The organism is Actinoplanes sp. NPDC049599 (assembly GCF_044465625.1).
Classification (GTDB): domain Bacteria; phylum Actinomycetota; class Actinomycetes; order Mycobacteriales; family Micromonosporaceae; genus Actinoplanes.
Map to the genome: position 1 here is coordinate 56,024 of NZ_JBITLX010000008.1, position 17,109 is coordinate 73,132.

Sequence of the window (17,109 nt, forward strand, 5' to 3'; positions counted from 1 at the left end):
CCCGCGTTCGGCGGGAGCGACGGTCGGCGCCATGCAACCAGGCACGACCGCAATTTGGTCTTGATTTCGGCCTCTACCGACGGCCGATGCTCAGGACCGGCTTCGTGACCTCGGCGAAGAAGTCGTTGCCCTTGTCGTCGACCACGATGAAGGCCGGGAAGTCCTCGACCTCGATCTTCCAGACGGCTTCCATGCCGAGTTCGGGATACTCCAGGACCTCGACGTGCCGGATGCAGTCCTGGGCCAGCCGGGCCGCCGGGCCGCCGATCGAGCCCAGGTAGAAGCCGCCGTGGCTCTGGCAGGCGCTGGTCACCTGGTCGGAGCGGTTGCCCTTCGCCAGCATCACCAGGGAGCCGCCCGCGGCCTGGAACTTCTCCACGTACGCGTCCATCCGGCCGGCCGTGGTCGGCCCGAACGAGCCGGACGCGTAGCCCTCGGGGGTCTTGGCCGGGCCCGCGTAGTAGACCGCGTGGTCGCGCAGGTACTGCGGCATCGGCTCGCCCGCGTCCAGGCGTTCGGCGATCTTGGCGTGGGCGATGTCGCGGGCGACGACCAGCGGGCCGGTCAGCGAGAGCCGGGTCTTGACCGGGTACTTGCTCAGCTCGGCGCGGATCTCGGCCATCGGGCGGTTCAGGTCGACCTTGACCACCTCGCCCTCGTCCAGCTCGACGTCGGGCAGGTAGCGGGCCGGGTCGGGCTCGAGGCGTTCCAGCCAGACGCCCGACGGAGTGATCTTCGCGAGCGCCTGGCGGTCGGCCGAGCAGGAGACCGCGATCGCGACCGGGCAGGAGGCGCCGTGCCGGGGCAGGCGGATCACCCGTACGTCGTGGCAGAAGTAGCGGCCGCCGAACTGCGCGCCGATGCCGAAGTCGCGGGTCAGCTCGAGGACCGCCGCCTCCAGCTCGACGTCGCGGAAGCCGTGCGCGGTCATCGAGCCGGTGCGCGGCAGGTTGTCCAGGTACTTCGCGCTGGCCAGCTTCGCGGTCTTGAGGGCGTACTCGGCGCTGGTGCCGCCGATCACGACCGCCAGGTGGTACGGCGGGCACGCCGATGTGCCGATCAGCCGCAGTTTCTCGTCCAGGAACTCCATCATCCGCGCCGGGTTCAGCAGCGCCTTGGTCTCCTGGTAGAGGTACGACTTGTTGGCCGAGCCGCCGCCCTTTGCCATGAACAGGAACTTGTACGCGTCCGGCTGGCCGCCCGGGTCCTCGGCGTACAGCTCGATCTGCGCCGGCAGGTTGGAGCCGGTGTTGCGCTCGTCCCACATGGTCAGCGGGGCCAACTGCGAGTAGCGCAGGTTCAGCCGGGTGTACGCCTGGTACACGCCCTGGGCGATGGCCTGCTCGTCGGCGCCGTCGGTCAGCACGTGCCGGCCGCGCTTGCCCATCACGATCGCCGTGCCGGTGTCCTGGCACATCGGCAGCACGCCGCCGGCCGCGATGTTCGCGTTGCGCAGCAGGTCCAGGGCGACGAAGCGGTCGTTCGGCGAGGCCTTCGGATCGTCGATGATGGCGCGCAGCTGGGCCAGGTGGGCGGGGCGCAGGAAGTGCGCGATGTCGTGCATGGCCTCGGCGGTCAGCAGGGTCAGCACGCTCGGGTCGACGGTCAGGAACCGTCGGCCGCCGGGACCGTTGACCACGTCGACACCCTCGTCGGCGAGGAGTCGGTACTCGGTCGGGTCGTCACCCGTCGGCAACAGTGGCGAGTACGAGAAAGCGGCGGCTCTGCTCATGACGGGCAAGCCTAGGCCAGCGCCCGTGGGCGGCGCGAACCAGCACCTTTTGTCACCGCGCCGGCGACGCGCCGAACGGCAGGTACGCCATGTCCCGCCCCGACACCAGGATCAGGCCGCCGGGCCCCACCGCGAACACCTTGGCATCGGTACGCGCCTCGGCGAGCACCCCGCCGGTGCCCGGGCTCAGCGCGATCACCTTGGCGGGTTTCTGCTCGGCCAGCACCGCCGCGTACGGCGTCAGCGCCGCCTGCACGGTCGGGGTGACCGCCCGCCGCCAGGCCACCTTGCCCCGGCCGAACGACCGCCCGACCAGCGTCCGCTTGTCCTCGGTGCGGATCAGCGCGTACCGGTCGTCGACGGCGAGCACCGCCTGGCCCTTGTCGCCCCGCCAGAGCATCCGGCCGTCGTGCGCGGCGATCAGCTCCGGCCGGCCCACCGGGTCGACGCCGAGCACCACCTCGTCGCCGCCGGCCGGGTCGTGCTCCTGCTTGCAGGACGAGCCGTTGTCGGCGGTCCGCAGGTTGAGCGCGTCGCGCGCCCAGACCGGCCGGCCGTTGGGCGGGTCGTGGGCGATGACGCTGTAGTAGCAGGTGCCGTCCCGGGCCTCGCCGGTGACCGTGAGGACGCGGCTGCCGACCACGGCGACCCGCTGGTCCCGGCCCGGCGTCCGGGTCTGCACCACCCGGCCCTGCGCGGTGTCGATCACCTCGATCTTGCCGTCGCCGGGCAGCCCGAGCAGGTTCGGCAGCGGCCGCGGCCCGGCCGCCCGGGCGTCGATCCGCTCCGAGCTCAGCGGCCGGGTGTCGGGCAGGTCGGGGTTGGCGGCGTCCAGCACGAAGCCGATGCCGGGCGTGCCGATCGTCCACATCGGCGTGCTGCCGCGCGGCTCCCAGGCACTGAGCTCACACTCGCCGGCCTTGGGGCAGCGCAGATCGAGCACCGCGTCGGCGTACGTCCACACCGCCGTGGCCTGGGTGTCGCGGCGGCGGACCGCGCCGGTGGCCGGGTCCAGCACCTCGTAGCCCTTGGTGAGCAGCCGCCCGACCACCACGACCGCGTCGGTGGCGCCGCCGGCCACCCCGGCCCAGTCGGCGTCGGACTTCCACAGCTGGACCCCGGCGGTGATCCCGTACGCCTCGATCGAGGTGCGGTACTCGACCACCACCGCACCGCCGGTGATCGTGACGCTGCGTGGTGACCCACCGATGGCGGTCTGCCAGCTGGCCACGCCCTCGGCGATCGGGTCGCTCTGGTTGATCCAGGACCAGATCTTCGGGAACGGGTTCCACACCCCGGTGGTGGCCAGCACGATGATGACCACGACGCCGACCAGCGCGTAGCCTTTCGCCGACCCGCCGGAAGCCACGCCGACACGGTAACGAGATCGACTCAGCGCGACCGCGAGCCCGAAAGGCCCGTGTCGTCCGCGTATTACCGACTTGCCGCCCGGACCAGTGGCATCGTGCGGTACGGGATCTGCTCGGCCAGCGCAATGATCGTCGACGCCCGCAGGATGCCCTCGTAGGTCACGATCTCGTCGATCACCCGTTGCAGGTCGGCGTTGGAACGGGCCACGATCCGGCACATCAGGTCGCCGCTGCCGGTGATCGTGTGCGCCTCGAGCACCTCGGGGATGTCCGCGAGGTGGGCGGTCACCGCCGGGTGGCCGTACCGCTGGCTGATCTCCAGGGTGACGAAGCTCATCACGCCGTAGCCGATCGCCGCGGGTGAGACCTCCGGGCCGAAGCCGCGGATCGCGCCCCGCGCGATCAGCTTGTCCAGCCGCGCCTGGACGGTGCCGCGGGCGACACCCAGCCGCCGGGAGACCTCCAGCACGCCGATCCGGGGCTCCTCGGCCAGCAGCGCGAGCAACCTGCCGTCGAGGGCGTCCAACTGCACATCTTGTCCAGCCATAGTGCCGTAAGACTCTACCGAATGCGCAGACTGACCAGCCACATCTCCGACTATTGCCCAGCACCCGGCGGAGGGTCAGCCTCTGGACATGACGCAGATGTTGGAAACCGCCACCGGGACCGTCGACGTTTTCCCCGTCAAGGGCGTCGACCACCTCCAGTTCCTGGTGGGCAACGCCAAGCAGGCGGCCCACTACTACTCGACCGCGTTCGGCATGACCTGCGTGGCCTACCGCGGCCCAGAGCAGGGCTTCCGCGACTACGCCGAATACGTGCTGGTCAGCGGCTCGGCCCGGTTCGTGATCACGGGCGCCGTGCACGCCGGGGCGCCGCTCGCCGGGCACGTCGCCAAGCACAGCGACGGCATCCTCGACATCGCCCTGGCCGTGCCGGACGTGGACGCGGCGTACCGGCACGCGCTGTCCGCCGGCGCCACCTCGGTGAGCGAGCCGCGTGACCTCAGCGACGAGCACGGCACGGTCCGGGTCGCGTCCATCGCGACGTACGGCGACACCGTGCACACCCTGATCGACCGCTCCAGGTACACCGGGCCGTTCCTCCCCGGCTTCGTGGCCCGCGGCCCGATCGTCGACCGGCAGCCCGCGATCGACGCCGGCCTCCAGCCCAAGCGCTACTTCCAGGCCGTGGACCACGTCGTCGGCAACGTCGAGCTGGGCAAGATGGACGAGTGGGTGGCGTTCTACGGCCGGGTGATGGGCTTCACCAACATGGCGGAGTTCATCGGCGACGACATCGCCACCGACTACTCGGCGCTGATGTCGAAGGTCGTCGCCGACGGCACCCGCAAGGTCAAGTTCCCGCTGAACGAGCCGGCCGTCTCCAAGCGCAAGTCCCAGATCGACGAGTACCTGGAGTTCTACGGCGGCCCGGGCGCCCAGCACGTGGCGGTGGCCACCAACGACATCCTGGCCAGCGTCGACGCGATGCGCGCCGCCGGGTGCGAGTTCCTGGACACGCCGGACTCGTATTACGACGACCCGGAGCTGCGGGCGCGCATCGGTGCGGTGCGGGCCCCGATCGAGGAGCTGAAGAAGCGCAAGATCCTGGTCGACCGGGACGAGGACGGCTATCTGCTGCAGATCTTCACCAAGCCCGTGCAGGACCGCCCGACGGTCTTCTTCGAGCTGATCGAGCGGCACGGGTCGCTCGGCTTCGGCAAGGGGAACTTCAAGGCGCTGTTCGAGGCCATCGAGCGGGAGCAAGAGCTGCGCGGAAACCTGTAACACTGTCTCCGTGACCCAAGCAGACGACGACGCCGCGGCCGTGGCCGGCCCGCCGACCGGCGGGCCGGTGCGCGCCCCGGTGCCGCCGCACCCCGCTCAGCAGGCCCTCGTGCCGCCGCAGACCTTCGGGCCGCCCCGGCCGGCGTCCTACGGCCCCGGGCCGGGGCAGCCGCCGTACTACCCGCCGCAGCAGTACGGCTGGCGGCCGCAGCCCGTGCCGGTGGCCCCCGACGGGCGCCCGCTGGCCGATTTCGCCACCCGGCTGCTCTCCCACCTCATCGACACCTCGATCCTCACCGGCATCGCGATGGTGGTGTTCGTTCCGGTGGTCTTCGCGGTGTTCCTCAACCTGATGCCGGACTTTGCCGAGTCGGCGGGCAACTCCGACCCGACCGTGCTGGCGAACGACATCTTCGCCGACCTCTTCGTGCCGCTGCTGCTGGTCGAGCTGGGCCTGTTCGTGGTGGTGCTCGCGGGCTACTACGTCTACTTCGTCGAGATGATGTTCCGCAGCGGTCAGACGCTCGGCAAGAAGCTGATGAAGATCCGGGTCGTGCCGTTCGCGCCGGGCGCGACGCTGACCCGGGGCATGGCCGCGAAGCGGTACCTGATCGAGTTCCCGGTCGGCATCTTCGTGCCGTTCTTCAACTACCTCGACGGCCTGTGGCAGCTGTGGGACAAGCCGTACCAGCAGACCCTGCACGACAAGGTCGCCAAGACCGTCGTGATAAAGGTTGCGCCATGACATCGCTGCCCGCCGGTTGGTACAAGGACCCGGCCGACCCGACGACCCAGCGCTGGTGGGACGGCGAGGGCTGGCTGGGCAAGGCCATCCCGGCCGACGCGACGCCGCCCGACGGCCCGCCGCCCGCCGACGAGCCCGGGCCGCAAGCACCGCCCGCACCGGCCGCCGGCGCCGTGATCACCCCGCCGCCCGTCGGTGGGAGTCCCGCGGCGCCGGAGAATCCGGCCGGACCGCCTCCGGGCTGGGGGACGCCGCCGGCCGGCTATCAGCAGCCACCGCCGGGTTATCAGTCGCCGCCCCCGGGCTGGACACCGCCGCCGCCGGGTTATCAACCACCGCCGCCGGGTTGGACGCCGCCCGCGGATTACCAGTCGCCGCCCCAGGGCGGCACCCCGCCGGCCGGATATCAGCCGCCCCCGGGCTGGGCGCCACCACCGCCCGGCTGGACACCGCCGCCCCCGGGCTGGACACCGCCGCCCCCGGGCTGGACGCCGCCGCCCGGCTGGGTGCCGCCGCACGCCTACGGCTACCAGGTGCAGGCACGGCCGCACGGCCAGCCGCTCGCCGGCCTGGGCCGCCGCCTGGTCGCCCGGCTCGTGGACATCGTCGCCGTGCTGATCCTCAACGTGCTGGTCAACGGCTGGCTGGCGTACCAGTGGTGGCTCGAGGTCGAGCCGATCTTCCGCGCCACCATGGCCGACCCGTTCGCCACCCCGCAGCCGGCCTCCGCGCGCTCCAGCTACCTGATCCTGACGATGCTCGTGGTCGCCACCGCGCTGTGGTTCGCCTACGAGGTGCCGGCCCTGGCGAACAGCGGCCAGACCCTCGGCAAACGCCTGCTCCAGGTCAAGGTCGTCAAGCTGGAGAGCACCGACCGGCTGGGCTTCGGCCGCGCGTTCGGCCGCTGGGCCCGGATGGGCATGTGGACCCCGCTGTGGAGCTGCTACGGCGTGGGCTTCCTGGCCCAGCTCGTCATCGCCGGCTCGGTGCTCTTCGACCAGCAGCTGCGCCGGGGCCTGCACGACAAATCGGCCGGGACGGTGGTCGTCGCCGTGCCACCCGGCCACCGGGCCCAGCCGGTCCAGGCGGCGCCCGATCACGCCGACGACTCCTCCGGAGGGAAAAGATGAGCAGGCTGACCCGCGCCGACCTGGACGCGCTGCCGGCGTACGTGCCCGGTCGCAGCGTCGCCGACCTGGCCCGCGAGCTGGGCATCGCCGAGGCGATCAAGCTGGCCAGCAACGAGGTGCCGTTCGGCCCGCTGCCGGGCGTGCCGGAGGCGGTGGCGACGGCGATGACCCAGTCGCACCGCTACCCCGACATGGGCGTGCTGGAGCTGCGCAACCGCCTCGCCGAGCGCTACGGCGTCAGCCCCGACCGGATCGTCACGGGCTGCGGCTCGGTGGCGCTGGCCGAGCACCTCGCCAAGGCGACCTGCCTGCCGGGCGACGAGATCGTGTACTCGTGGCGGTCGTTCGAGGCGTACCCGATCATCTCGGCCGGCGTCGGCGCGACCGGCATCCGCGTGCCGAACACCCCGGCGCACGGCCACGACCTGCGGGCGATGGCGGAGGCGATCACCGACCAGACCCGGCTGGTGCTCGTCTGCAACCCGAACAACCCGACCGGTACGAGCGTCCGCAAGGCGGAACTGGACCGGTTCCTGGACGCCGTGCCGTCGGACGTGCTGGTGGTCCTGGACGAGGCGTACCGCGAGTTCGTCACGGACGACCAGGTCCCGGACGGCCTGGCGACCTACGGCGACCGGCCGAACGTCGTGGTGCTGCGCACGCTGTCCAAGGCCTGGGGCCTGGCGGGTCTGCGGATCGGCTTCCTGGTGGCCCAGCCCGAGGTGGCGGCGGCGATCCGCAAGGTGCTGACCCCGTTCTCCACGAGCCTGGTGGCCCAGGCGGCGGCGCTGGCGGCGCTGGACGCCGAGCCGGAGGTGCTCCGCCGCTGCGCGCTGGTGATCAGCGAGCGGGAACGGGTCACCGAGGCGCTCCGCAAGCTGTACCCGGACGTGCCGACCAGCCAGGCGAACTTCGTCTGGCTGCCGCTGGGCGACCGGGCGATGGCCTTCGGCGCGGCCTGCGAGCAGCGCGGGGTGATCGTCCGGCCGTTCCCCGGCGACGGCGTGCGCATCACGATCGGCAAGCCGGAGGAGAACGACGCCCTGCTGGCAGCGGCGGAAGCCGCACTGTAGGCCGGATCGGTCAGTGCTGATGGGCGGGTTCCGCTTTCCAGGCCGGTAGCGCGCTCGCGGCCAGCGCCAGCAGCAGGCAGGTTGCTGTGGTCAGGGCCGCTGCCGGCCAGGGAACCACCAGCGGCACCTCGGTGCCGACCTGGGCGGCGAGGGATGCTGCCGGTGACCGGCCGCATCAGCACCCGGACCAGCAGCGGAACCACCGCCGGCGCCAGCAGGGCCGCCGCGACGACCAGCGCCATGGCCCCGATCGTGGCGAACCGCGCCATGTCGGTGACGCTCGCCGCGGTGGTCGTGAAGACGCCGGCGGCGGCACCGACCGCCGCCGCGGCCGAGCCGGCGACCACCAGCGCCGAGCGGTACAGAGCGGACCGGATCTGCCGCGGTGTCGCGCCGACCGCCCGCAGCAGCCCGATCTCGCGGCGGCGCTGGTTGACGGAGAAGGCCGAGGTGGAGGCCACCAGGGTGGTCGCGGCGGGTGAGGCGCTGCTGGCGCCCACGGTGACGCGGCGGCTGATCACCCACTTCGCCGGCCGGGCCGAGCCCGCGAGCGGGAGGTGCTGACCCTGATCGGCCGGGGGCTGTCGAACGGGGAGATCGCCGAGCACCTGCGGCTGGGCCCGGCCACCGTCAAGACGCACGTCGGCCGGTTGCTGACCAAGCTGCAGGCCCGGGACCGCGCCCAGCTGGTGATCGTGGCGTACGAGACCGGGCTGATCAGACCGCTGCCGGCCGCGGCCGAGCAGCCCGCACCGGGAGGGTCCGCCGGGCCGCCAGGACGCCGAGGGTCGCGGCCACGGTGAACGCCGCGGCCACCGCACAGATCGGCCGCGACCGGGTGAGGATCTGGAACGTGGCCGCGAAAGCGGCGATGAGCTGGGAGATTGCAGATATCGCCCCGGTCGCGGCGATGAGCAGACGCCGCGGGATCCGCCTGGTGAGCGCGGTGCCCGCACCCACCACATGCTCCTGATCCGAGTAAAAGAAGGGGGATCGCTGTGTCGACGCGCGCAACCGAGCTGCTCCGGGTGGTGCACGCCCGTCCCGGTGTCACCCGGGCGGACGCCGCCCGACTGATCGGCGTCGGCACCGGCGCGACCACCGAGCTGGTCGGCCGGCTCGGGCAGGCCGAGCTGCTCGCGGAGGGACCGACCGCGCCGAGCGGGGCCCGGGGCCGCCCGACCACCGCGCTGATCCCGCACCCGCGCGGGCCGCTGATCGCCGCCGCCTCGATCACCCACGAGGCCTGGCGGGTCGACGTCGTCGAGCTGGGCGGCAGCATCCTGGCCACCGCGGGCGAGCCGCTGGCGGGCCGCGGCGGCGACGAGGTGGTCGCGGCGCTGGGTGCGGCGGTGCGCCGGCTGCGTCACGAGTACGGCGACCGGATCCGCGGCATCGGCATCGCGGTGCCGGGCACGGTCTCCCGCGACCTCATGCTGGACGCCAGCTACCTGGGCTGGCACGACGTCGACCTGGCGGCGGCCTGGCCGCGGGCGGAGATCTTCGTGGCCGGCAACGACGCCACGCTGGCCGCCTCGGCGGAGTCCCGGCGCGGGATGGCCGTCGGCGCCGCCGTGGCCCTGCACCTGCGCATCGAGTCGGGGCTGGGTGGCGCGGTGGTGGACGGCGGCAGGGTGCTGATCGGCGCGCTGGGTGCGGCCGGGGAGTTCGGGCACATGCCGTTCGGCGACCCCGCGGTGCGCTGCCCGTGCGGCGCGTACGGCTGCTGGGGCACCGCCGTCGACGGCTCGGCGCTGGCCCGGCTGCTGGGGCACGAGCCGCCGCGCGATCCGATCACGTACGCCCGGCGGATCATCACCTCGCCGGAGCCCGGGCCGGCCGCCGCTGCCGCCACCGTGGCGACGGCCCTGGGCCGGGGCATCGCGGGCCTGGTCAACGGGCTGGACGCGGACCTGGTCACGCTGGGCGGGCTCGGCGTCGACCTGCTGACGGCGGCTCCGGAACAGCTCATGGTCGCGTACCGGGCGGGGTTGATGGGTTTTCGCCGCGCGGCGCCGCCGCCGGTGCTGCCGGCGCTGCTGGGCGACGACGGCCCGATCGCCGGCGCCGCCGAGGAGGCCTGGACGGCCCTGCTCACCAGGCTCGTCTAGGGCGGGGCGCCACCGCGTCAGCCGAGCGGGACCGCGACCAGCTGCCCGGCCGGCGTCTCCGGGCTGGGATAGATCGAGGTGACCGCGTAGAGCGTGCCGTCGCCGACCGCGCAGGCGAAGCCGCCCCGGTCCAGCTCGACGGTGCGCAGCTCCTCGCCGCCCTCGCGGACCCGGACGCAGCGCTTGTTCGGCACGTCGGCATACCAGACCGCACCCTCGGCGTCGATGCAGATGCCGTCGGGCACGCCGGCACCGAGCGGCGCCCAGATCCGCCGCTCGCCCAGGCTGCCGTCGGCGGCGATGGTGAAGGCGGTGAGCCGGCGGGCGTACGACTCGGCGACGATCAGCGTGCCGCCGTCCGCGGTGACCGCCATGCCGTTCGGGAAGTGCACGCCGTCGGCCACCTGCCGGGCCGTGCCGTCCGGCTCGACCACAGCGATCAGGCCGGGTGCGGGCTCGCCGCCGGGGAAGTCGAAGCCGATGTTGTTGACGTACGCGCGGCCGCGGGGGTCGACCGCGATGTCGTTCCACGGATGGGTGCCGCCGAGGGCGGCCAGGTCGGCGTGGGTGACCAGGCTGCCGTCCGGCTCCCGGCGCAGCAGCAGCCCGCGCCCGGTGATCACCAGCAGCCGGCCGTCGGGCAGCCAGTCGATGCAGAACGGGAAGTCGTCGATCCGGGCGACCACCTCCGGCAGGTCCCGCTCGACCCTGATGATCTCGCCGGCACCCCAGTCGCAGAACCAGAGCCGACCCTCGTGCCACCGGGTCGACTCACCCAGGACCAGCCCGTCCATGACCACGCGCATGGAAAACACCCTAGAACACGGCGACGACCACGGGCTCCAGCGAATAGAACTCGCCGCTCGCCGTCGGCATGAGCCGCTCGACGGCCAGGTGGCCGTCGGTCAGCTGCCACTGCTCGGTCGTCCAGGGCTCGGCCCGCTCCTTGGCCACGTACAGCGGGAACGCCGCTCGTTCCGTGCCGCCGGCCAGGTCCAGCATGACCAGCCGGCGGTCCGGGGTGAGCAGCGCGACCCGGCCCGCCCGCGCCCCGAGCACCTGCGCCGCGCCGGCCCGGCGCCACACCTCGCGGCCCGCCCGGGAGGCGGCCACGGCTCCGCCGGCGCTGGTCAGCACCAGGTCCTCCGCGGCCGTGGCGTCCGGGGCGTCCAGGGCCGGGGTGCGTTCCGGGCGCGTACCGCCGGTCAGCCAGCCGTGGCCGGACCCGTCGCGCAGCCCGGCGCACCCGGAGCGGGCCACGTCGCAACCGACCGGGGTGAACGGACCGGCCGGCCAGCCGTCGGCCGGGCCGCCCGTGCGCAGGTCACGGACGCCGGTGTCGCACACGTACCGGTCGCCGGTGGTCACGAAGCCGTTGGCGCAGCCGGCCGGCAGCGGCACCGCCCAGCGCCGGGCGCCGTCCGCGGCCGCGTGGGCGATCAGCTGCCGCCCGTCGCTGACCAGCACGGCGGTCCCGGCGGTATGCAGGCCCGGCGGCGCCCAGACCGCCGCGGAGCCGGTGCGCCCGGTGAAGGACGCGGCGCGGGGTCCGGCGGCCCGCCAGGTGACCTTTCCGGTACGCCCGTCCAGCGCCACCAGCTCACCGTCGGACCAGCGGGTGACCACGGTGGTGCCCACCGCAACGATGCCGGTCAGCCGCTCCGGCCAGCGGCGGAACGACCACCGCGCGGTGTGGATGGTCTTCGCCTCCACCGGCCCGTCGGCCTTGACCAGGCGTGCTCCCGCGTAGACCCGGACGCTCCCGGCCACGATCAGCGGCGCCATCGCGAGCTTGCCGGTCACCCCCGGCGGCACCGTGGCGGCGACCGGGTAGGCGCCGGTGGCCGGCTCCAGCACCTCGGCGGGGGCCAGCACCCGCCAGCCGATCAGGGCCGCGGCCGCCAGCACGGCGACGGCAGCGAAAGCACGCAGCAGCTTTCCGGTCACATCAGGGACGATACGGTCACCACAGCGGTGACTCCTCAGGCGGCGGCAGCCAGGTCGTCCAGGTCACGCCGGAGGGCGCCCTCGACCGTACGGGCAGCCAGCCCGCCGAAGACCAACGCCAGAAACCGGCCCGCCGGCGCGGTCGGCGTCCCGTCCTGCACCACGGTGACCATGGTGCCGCCCCGGTGCCGGCCCTCGATCACCGGCACGAAGGTGTAGGTCATCCGGTATTCCGCGCCGATCCCGGGCGAGGTGACCACAAAGCGCTCACCGGCCACACACTCGTGGACCCGGAACTCCTCGGTGATCTCCCCGCCGTCGGCCATCGTCCGGGTCTCGCGCCACACCGTGCCGGCGCCGAAGGACCCGCGGGTCAGCAGCTCGACGGCGACGACGGTGGACAGCCGGTCGCACCGGCTCGGCAGATCGGTGAAGGCGCGCCACACAGCGGACACCGGCGCCTCGACCAGACGTGTCACCGCTACCGTGGACATAACGTGACCTCCCGCCTAACAAGGTACGGGCAGTCGTTCGTCAGCGACAGACAGTTCCGGTTACCGAACCGAGCCCGATCGGCGTGCCACCGGCACCGGGCGCGGTGGCGCTGATCGTGACCGTGTCGCCGTCCAGCAGGAAGCCCCGGGTGGAGCCGTCGTCGAGCTTGACCGGCTCGGCGCCGTTCCAGGTCAGCTCCAGGAACGAGCCGGCCTGCGCGCGTGCCGGGCCGGAGACGGTGCCGGAGGCGAACAGGTCACCGGTCCGTACGCTCGCGCCGTTGACGGTCAGGTGGGCGAGCTGCTGGGCGGGCGTCCAGTACATCTGGGCGAACGGCGGCGCGCTGACCGGGGTCCCGTTCCACTCGACCGTCAGCGCCAGATCCAGGCCGTCGCCCGGCGGCCGCAGGTACTCCGCCGGCACGGGCTCCTGCGCGACCGCCGGCACCACCGCGCCGGCCAGCGCCTCCAGCGGCACCACCCACGGCGACACCGAGGTGGCGAACGACTTGGCCAGGAACGGCCCGAGCGGCTGGTACTCGAACGCCTGGATGTCCCGGGCCGACCAGTCGTTGACCAGCACCACGCCGAACACGTGCTCGGCGAAGTCGGTGGTGGCGATCCGCCGGCCCGGCACGCCCACCACGAAGCCCACCTCGGCCTCGACGTCCAGCCGCTGGGTCGGCCCGAAGACGCCGGGGCCGAGCTGGCCGGCCGGCCGCTCGATCGGGGTGCCGGAGACGACCACCGTGCCCGCGCGGCCGTGGTAGCCGATCGGCAGGTGCTTCCAGTTCGGCTGCAGCCCGGGCCGCTCCGGCCGCAGGATCCGGCTGACCTGGCTGGCGTGGTGCTCGGAGGAGTAGAAGTCGGTGTAGTCGGCCACCTCGAACGGCAGGTGCAGCTCCACCTCGGCGAGCGGGACGGCCGGCAGGGTGGGCGCCAGCTCGACGATCCGGGCCCGGATCGCGCTCCACTGCGGACGCCCCAGCGCCATCAGCACGTTGAGCGTCGGCTGCCGCAGCGCGCCGCCGGCCAGGATCAGGTCGTCCTGCTCGGCCCGGGCCAGGTCCAGCACCGCGTCGCCCAGCCGGACGCCGATCCGGCGCACCCCGTCGCCGGTGCTGAACACGCCGTACGGCAGGTTGCGCAGGTCGTAGAGGGTCATTCGTAGCCGCCGTTGATCAGGCCGAGACGGATCAGCTCCGTCAGCGGCTCCAGGATGTTGGCCGTCCCGAACCCGGCCCAGAGCGGCCGGGGCTCGTCCCGGCGGGCCCGGGCCGGCTCGACCAGCGGCACCGGGTGGGTGGCGGCCAGCGCCTCGGCGACGTCGGTCACCTCCGCGCCGTCGCTCGCCGCCACCGTCGCGACCAGCACGTTCAGGAAGCCGTGGTGGGTGAAGCCGGTCTCGGGGTCGGTGTGCCGCAGCGCGTGCCGCAGCCCGGCGGCGAGCTTGAACGGCAGGTCGCGGTCGCGGCAGGCGCAGATGACCGCGGCCAGCTCCACGGGGGTGGGGAACAGCTCCGCGGCGAGCCCGCCGACCCGGAACTTGGGCGCGATCCGCAGGCCCCGCGCGCGCTGGGCGGTCACCGTGTCGAGCCCCGCGAGCAGGCCCCAGCTGAGCGGGATCTCCGCGTACACGTCCAGGTCGGGGGCCTCGGCCGCGAGCGCCTCCAGGGCGACCAGGCCGGGCTGGGGGTCCTCGCCGCGGCGGGCGACGGCCGCCTCGACCCGGCCGACCTCGGCGCCGGCCGCGCGCAGCTTGGCGACCACCGCGGGCAGGTGGCCGATCGCGGTGTCGTTGATGACGCCGACCGTGAGCCCGGTCAGGGTCAGATCGGGGTTGGCCAGGGACGCGGGCACCAGCAGCGCCCCGATCAGCCCGGAATACCAGGATCCGCGGTGCTTGGTGTGTGCCGCCCGGGCCTCGGCGAACCCGATGATGCCCGGCGGCAGCAGGGACGCGTCATCGACGAGTCCTGCGAACAGCGGCGGCACCAGCGTTGACACGAAACTGAACCTAATGGACGCTTCGAGAGCCGGACAACACCGTCCGTAATGTCAGTTTTCTAGGGGTGGTGGCAACGATGCCCTACTACCGCAGCGTCGGGGAGATCCCCCGTAAGCGGCACACCCAGTTCCGTCGCCCGGACGGCGGACTCTACGCGGAGGAGCTGATGGGCCAGGAGGGCTTCTCCTCCGACTCCTCCCTGCTCTATCACCGGTACGCACCCACCGCGATCACGGCGGCGGAGGTGCACGAGCCGCCGGTGGCCGGCCGGTCGCCGAACCTGCCGCTGAAGCCGCGGCACCTGCGCACCCACAAGCTCGACGCCGGCCCCGGCGACGCGGTGCTGGGCCGCCGCCCGCTGCTGGCCAACGGCGACGTCCGGATCGGCTACGTGGTCGCGGACCGCCCGTCCCCGCTGTACCGGGACGCGGTCGGCGACGAATGCCTCTACGTCGAGGACGGCGCCGCCACGATCGAGACCACCTTCGGCACCCTGCGGGTCACCGCCGGCGACTACGTGATCATCCCGACCTCGGTGGTGCACCGGATCGTGCCCGACGGGCCGGTACGGATGCTGACCATCGAGGCGACCGGGCACATCGGGCCGCCGAAGCGCTACCTGTCGGTCCGCGGGCAGTTCCTGGAGCACTCCCCGTACTGCGAGCGCGACGTCCGGGGCCCGGACGCGCCGCTGCAGGTCGAGGGCACGGACGTCGAGGTGTACGTCAAGCACCGCGCGGGCTGGACCCGGCACGTGTACGCGCACCACCCGTTCGACGTGGTCGGCTGGGACGGCTGCCTGTACCCGTGGGCGTTCTCGATCCACGACTTCGAGCCGATCACCGGGCGGGTGCACCAGCCGCCGCCGGTGCACCAGACGTTCGAGGGGCCGAACTTCGTGGTGTGCTCGTTCGTGCCGCGCAAGGTCGACTATCACCCGCTGGCGATCCCGGTGCCGTACAACCACCACAACGTCGACTCGGACGAGATGATGTTCTACACCGGCGGCAACTACGAGGCCCGCCGCGGCTCGGGCATCGAGCAGGGATCGATCTCGCTGCACCCGTCCGGCTTCACCCACGGCCCGCAGCCGGGGGCGGTGGAACGCGCGATCGGCGCCGAGGCCTTCGACGAGTTGGCCGTCATGGTGGACACGTTCCGCCCGCTGGAGCTCTGCGACGCGGCGCTGTCCGTCGAGGACACCGGCTACGCCTGGACCTGGAACAGATAGGGCGAGGAGGGGGAGCTCGTGGCTCCCCCTCCCCGTTCTCCCCGGAACGAACGGCTATCCGATGTGGAACTGGTCGCCGTAGACGGCGAAGTCCAGCGGGGTGTTCAGGTCGAGGTTGCCGTTGCGCAGGAAGACCCGCTGGGCGGTGTCGATCCGGGTGACGTCGGAGTGGGCCTCCTCCTTCTTCATCTCCACCACCCGCTCGTCGAGGAACGCGTTGAGCCAGGTCGTCTCGTTGCCGCCCTGCGACGGCGGCTTGGCCAGCCGCAGCGCCCGGCTGCGGATCGAGCGCATGCCCTCGTAGCCGTGCACGACCGCGGCGTCGTAGTAGGCGAACTGGCCCAGCGCGCGGACGCCGTCGGCCTTGCCGTCGCGCACGGACGGGTTGAAGTAGACCCGGTCCCGCTCGGACTCCTGGGCCGCCTGGAACACCGGGTCGGCCGCCGCGGTCTTCCAGTCGCGGGTGAAGTTCGGGTCGAGGCCCGCGTGCGACTCGGTCCCGTTGACGCTGCGCAGCGCCGGCAGGTACTTCGCCAGCACGTTGCCCGGCTTGGTCGCCGTGTACGCCTCGACCAGCTCCAGCATGTCGCCGGTGCCGGAGCAGAAGCCGATGATGCCGGCGGTGTAGCCGCGGCCGTCGCCGATGTCCTCGATGTAGGAGAACTGGGCACGCCAGTTGAGCGAGGAGTTCTCGGCGGCCGAGACGATCTGCATCGCCACGTCCTTCTTCGCCGGGTTGTCCAGGTTGACGCCGCTGCTCGGCGGCGCGGTCGTGGTCGGCGAGGTGGTCGGCGTGGTACCGCCGCCGGGCAGCGTCCACTTCTGGTTGGCGCCCGTGCCGCAGGTCCAGATCTGCAGCTGGTTGCCGTTGGCGGAGCTGTTGTTCGGGGCGTCGAGGCACTTGCCCGAGCCGGTGTTGACGAGCGTGCCGCCGGCGCCGGCGGTCCACTTCTGGGCGCCCGTACCGTTGCAGTCATAGATCTGGATCTTCGTGCCGCCGGTGGTGCCCGCGGCGGTGACGTCCAGGCACTTGCCCAGCGCCCGGATCGAGTTGTCGGAGTTGCCGACGCTCCAGGTCTGAGCGCCCGTGCTGTTGCAGTCGTAGAGCTGCACCGGGGTTCCGTTCGCGCTGTTGGCGGCGGCGACGTCGACGCACTTGCCGCCGAGACCCTTGATCGCGCCGGCGGTGGCCGCGCTGGCCGGCAGGAGGCTGTAGGCGATGCCCGCGGCGGGGATCAGGACGCCGCCGAGGGCGTACGCGAGCACTTTCCGACGGCGTGAGGGGATGGTCATGGCGCTCCTCGTGGGGGTGGAGGCGGGTGGCGCGCAGCGTGAAGCCATCGATGACGGCCGTTGGGGGGACCGTCGCCGAGGCGATGAGTGGTCACGCTAGGTCAGTTAAGTTGATTTATCAATCCCCGTCGATAAATCACTTTTCGTCGGCTTAGGGCGGCATTTCGGCACGGTCGGGGCGCACA

The 17,109-nt window shown here is 72.7% G+C and carries 16 protein-coding genes and 2 pseudogenes; 8 read left to right on the forward strand and 10 right to left on the reverse strand.

Going from position 1 to position 17,109, the window contains the following annotated elements; genetic code table 11:
* Window positions 1-73: 73 nt before the first annotated feature.
* From ACIBQZ_RS16885 to ACIBQZ_RS16895, 3 genes are all read right to left on the reverse strand, one after another.
* Window positions 74-1,732 carry a fumarate hydratase gene (locus ACIBQZ_RS16885; protein WP_396089554.1) on the reverse strand — a complete coding sequence of 553 codons (1,659 nt, stop codon included), beginning with the start codon at window positions 1,730-1,732 and terminating at the stop codon, window positions 74-76.
* A gap of 52 nt (window positions 1,733-1,784) precedes the next feature.
* On the reverse strand, window positions 1,785-3,101 hold the full coding sequence (locus ACIBQZ_RS16890) for a hypothetical protein (protein WP_396089555.1): 1,317 nt from the start codon (window positions 3,099-3,101) through the stop codon (window positions 1,785-1,787).
* A gap of 65 nt (window positions 3,102-3,166) precedes the next feature.
* Window positions 3,167-3,649, reverse strand: a complete 483-nt coding sequence (locus tag ACIBQZ_RS16895) for an Lrp/AsnC family transcriptional regulator (RefSeq protein ID WP_396089556.1) — start codon at window positions 3,647-3,649, stop codon at window positions 3,167-3,169.
* An 88-nt stretch (window positions 3,650-3,737) separates the two neighbouring features.
* Here ACIBQZ_RS16895 and hppD point away from each other — a divergent pair, with 88 nt between their 5' ends.
* From hppD to hisC, 4 genes are read left to right on the forward strand one after another with little or no spacing between them, the layout of a single operon-like run.
* Complete coding sequence (gene hppD / locus ACIBQZ_RS16900) at window positions 3,738-4,892, forward strand: 4-hydroxyphenylpyruvate dioxygenase (RefSeq protein WP_396089557.1); 1,155 nt, start codon at window positions 3,738-3,740, stop codon at window positions 4,890-4,892.
* A 10-nt stretch (window positions 4,893-4,902) separates the two neighbouring features.
* Window positions 4,903-5,637: an RDD family protein gene (locus ACIBQZ_RS16905; RefSeq protein ID WP_396089558.1), complete on the forward strand. Its 735-nt coding sequence runs from the start codon at window positions 4,903-4,905 to the stop codon at window positions 5,635-5,637.
* Window positions 5,634-6,767 (forward strand): RDD family protein, encoded by a 1,134-nt coding sequence (locus ACIBQZ_RS16910; protein WP_396089560.1) that lies wholly within the window; start codon window positions 5,634-5,636, stop codon window positions 6,765-6,767. Before ACIBQZ_RS16905 ends, ACIBQZ_RS16910 begins: the two co-directional genes overlap by 4 nt.
* A complete protein-coding gene (gene hisC / locus ACIBQZ_RS16915) occupies window positions 6,764-7,840 on the forward strand; it encodes a histidinol-phosphate transaminase (protein ID WP_396089561.1) in 1,077 nt (358 codons plus the stop codon). The genes ACIBQZ_RS16910 and hisC overlap by 4 nt, the downstream gene beginning before the upstream one ends.
* Before the next feature lie 248 nt (window positions 7,841-8,088).
* Here hisC and ACIBQZ_RS16920 read toward each other — a convergent pair.
* Window positions 8,089-8,361: pseudogene (locus ACIBQZ_RS16920) on the reverse strand (FtsX-like permease family protein); the annotation flags it as partial.
* On the opposite strand from ACIBQZ_RS16920, the pseudogene ACIBQZ_RS16925 reads away from it, so the two are divergent.
* From ACIBQZ_RS16925 to ACIBQZ_RS16935, 3 genes and pseudogenes are all read left to right on the forward strand, one after another.
* A pseudogene (locus ACIBQZ_RS16925) lies at window positions 8,291-8,643 on the forward strand (response regulator transcription factor); the annotation flags it as partial. The pseudogenes ACIBQZ_RS16920 and ACIBQZ_RS16925 overlap by 71 nt on opposite strands.
* A complete protein-coding gene (locus tag ACIBQZ_RS16930; protein ID WP_396089562.1) occupies window positions 8,640-8,813 on the forward strand; it encodes a hypothetical protein in 174 nt (57 codons plus the stop codon). The pseudogene ACIBQZ_RS16925 and the gene ACIBQZ_RS16930, both read left to right, overlap by 4 nt.
* 25 nt (window positions 8,814-8,838) lie before the next feature.
* Window positions 8,839-9,951, forward strand: coding sequence for an ROK family protein (locus ACIBQZ_RS16935; protein ID WP_396089563.1), 1,113 nt, complete (start codon window positions 8,839-8,841; stop codon window positions 9,949-9,951).
* 17 nt (window positions 9,952-9,968) lie between these two features.
* Here ACIBQZ_RS16935 and ACIBQZ_RS16940 read toward each other — a convergent pair whose 3' ends face one another.
* From ACIBQZ_RS16940 to ACIBQZ_RS16960, 5 genes are read right to left on the reverse strand one after another with little or no spacing between them, the layout of a single operon-like run.
* On the reverse strand, window positions 9,969-10,757 hold the full coding sequence (locus ACIBQZ_RS16940; RefSeq protein ID WP_396089565.1) for an SMP-30/gluconolactonase/LRE family protein: 789 nt from the start codon (window positions 10,755-10,757) through the stop codon (window positions 9,969-9,971).
* 10 nt (window positions 10,758-10,767) lie between these two features.
* Window positions 10,768-11,898 carry a PQQ-binding-like beta-propeller repeat protein gene (locus ACIBQZ_RS16945; RefSeq protein ID WP_396089566.1) on the reverse strand — a complete coding sequence of 377 codons (1,131 nt, stop codon included), beginning with the start codon at window positions 11,896-11,898 and terminating at the stop codon, window positions 10,768-10,770.
* 35 nt (window positions 11,899-11,933) lie between these two features.
* Entirely contained in the window at window positions 11,934-12,392 is a 459-nt protein-coding gene (locus ACIBQZ_RS16950; RefSeq protein ID WP_396089567.1) for an SRPBCC domain-containing protein, read from the reverse strand.
* A 40-nt stretch (window positions 12,393-12,432) separates the two neighbouring features.
* Window positions 12,433-13,557 carry a fumarylacetoacetase gene (gene fahA / locus ACIBQZ_RS16955; protein ID WP_396089568.1) on the reverse strand — a complete coding sequence of 375 codons (1,125 nt, stop codon included), beginning with the start codon at window positions 13,555-13,557 and terminating at the stop codon, window positions 12,433-12,435.
* Window positions 13,554-14,399 carry a hypothetical protein gene (locus ACIBQZ_RS16960; RefSeq protein WP_396089569.1) on the reverse strand — a complete coding sequence of 282 codons (846 nt, stop codon included), beginning with the start codon at window positions 14,397-14,399 and terminating at the stop codon, window positions 13,554-13,556. The genes fahA and ACIBQZ_RS16960 overlap by 4 nt, the downstream gene beginning before the upstream one ends.
* A gap of 77 nt (window positions 14,400-14,476) precedes the next feature.
* On the opposite strand from ACIBQZ_RS16960, the gene ACIBQZ_RS16965 reads away from it, so the two are divergent.
* Window positions 14,477-15,631 (forward strand): homogentisate 1,2-dioxygenase, encoded by a 1,155-nt coding sequence (locus ACIBQZ_RS16965; protein WP_396089570.1) that lies wholly within the window; start codon window positions 14,477-14,479, stop codon window positions 15,629-15,631.
* A 54-nt stretch (window positions 15,632-15,685) separates the two neighbouring features.
* Here the strand turns inward: ACIBQZ_RS16965 and ACIBQZ_RS16970 are convergent, their stop codons facing one another.
* Window positions 15,686-16,924, reverse strand: coding sequence for a chitosanase (locus ACIBQZ_RS16970; protein WP_396089571.1), 1,239 nt, complete (start codon window positions 16,922-16,924; stop codon window positions 15,686-15,688).
* Between the last annotated feature and the right edge of the window lie 185 nt (window positions 16,925-17,109).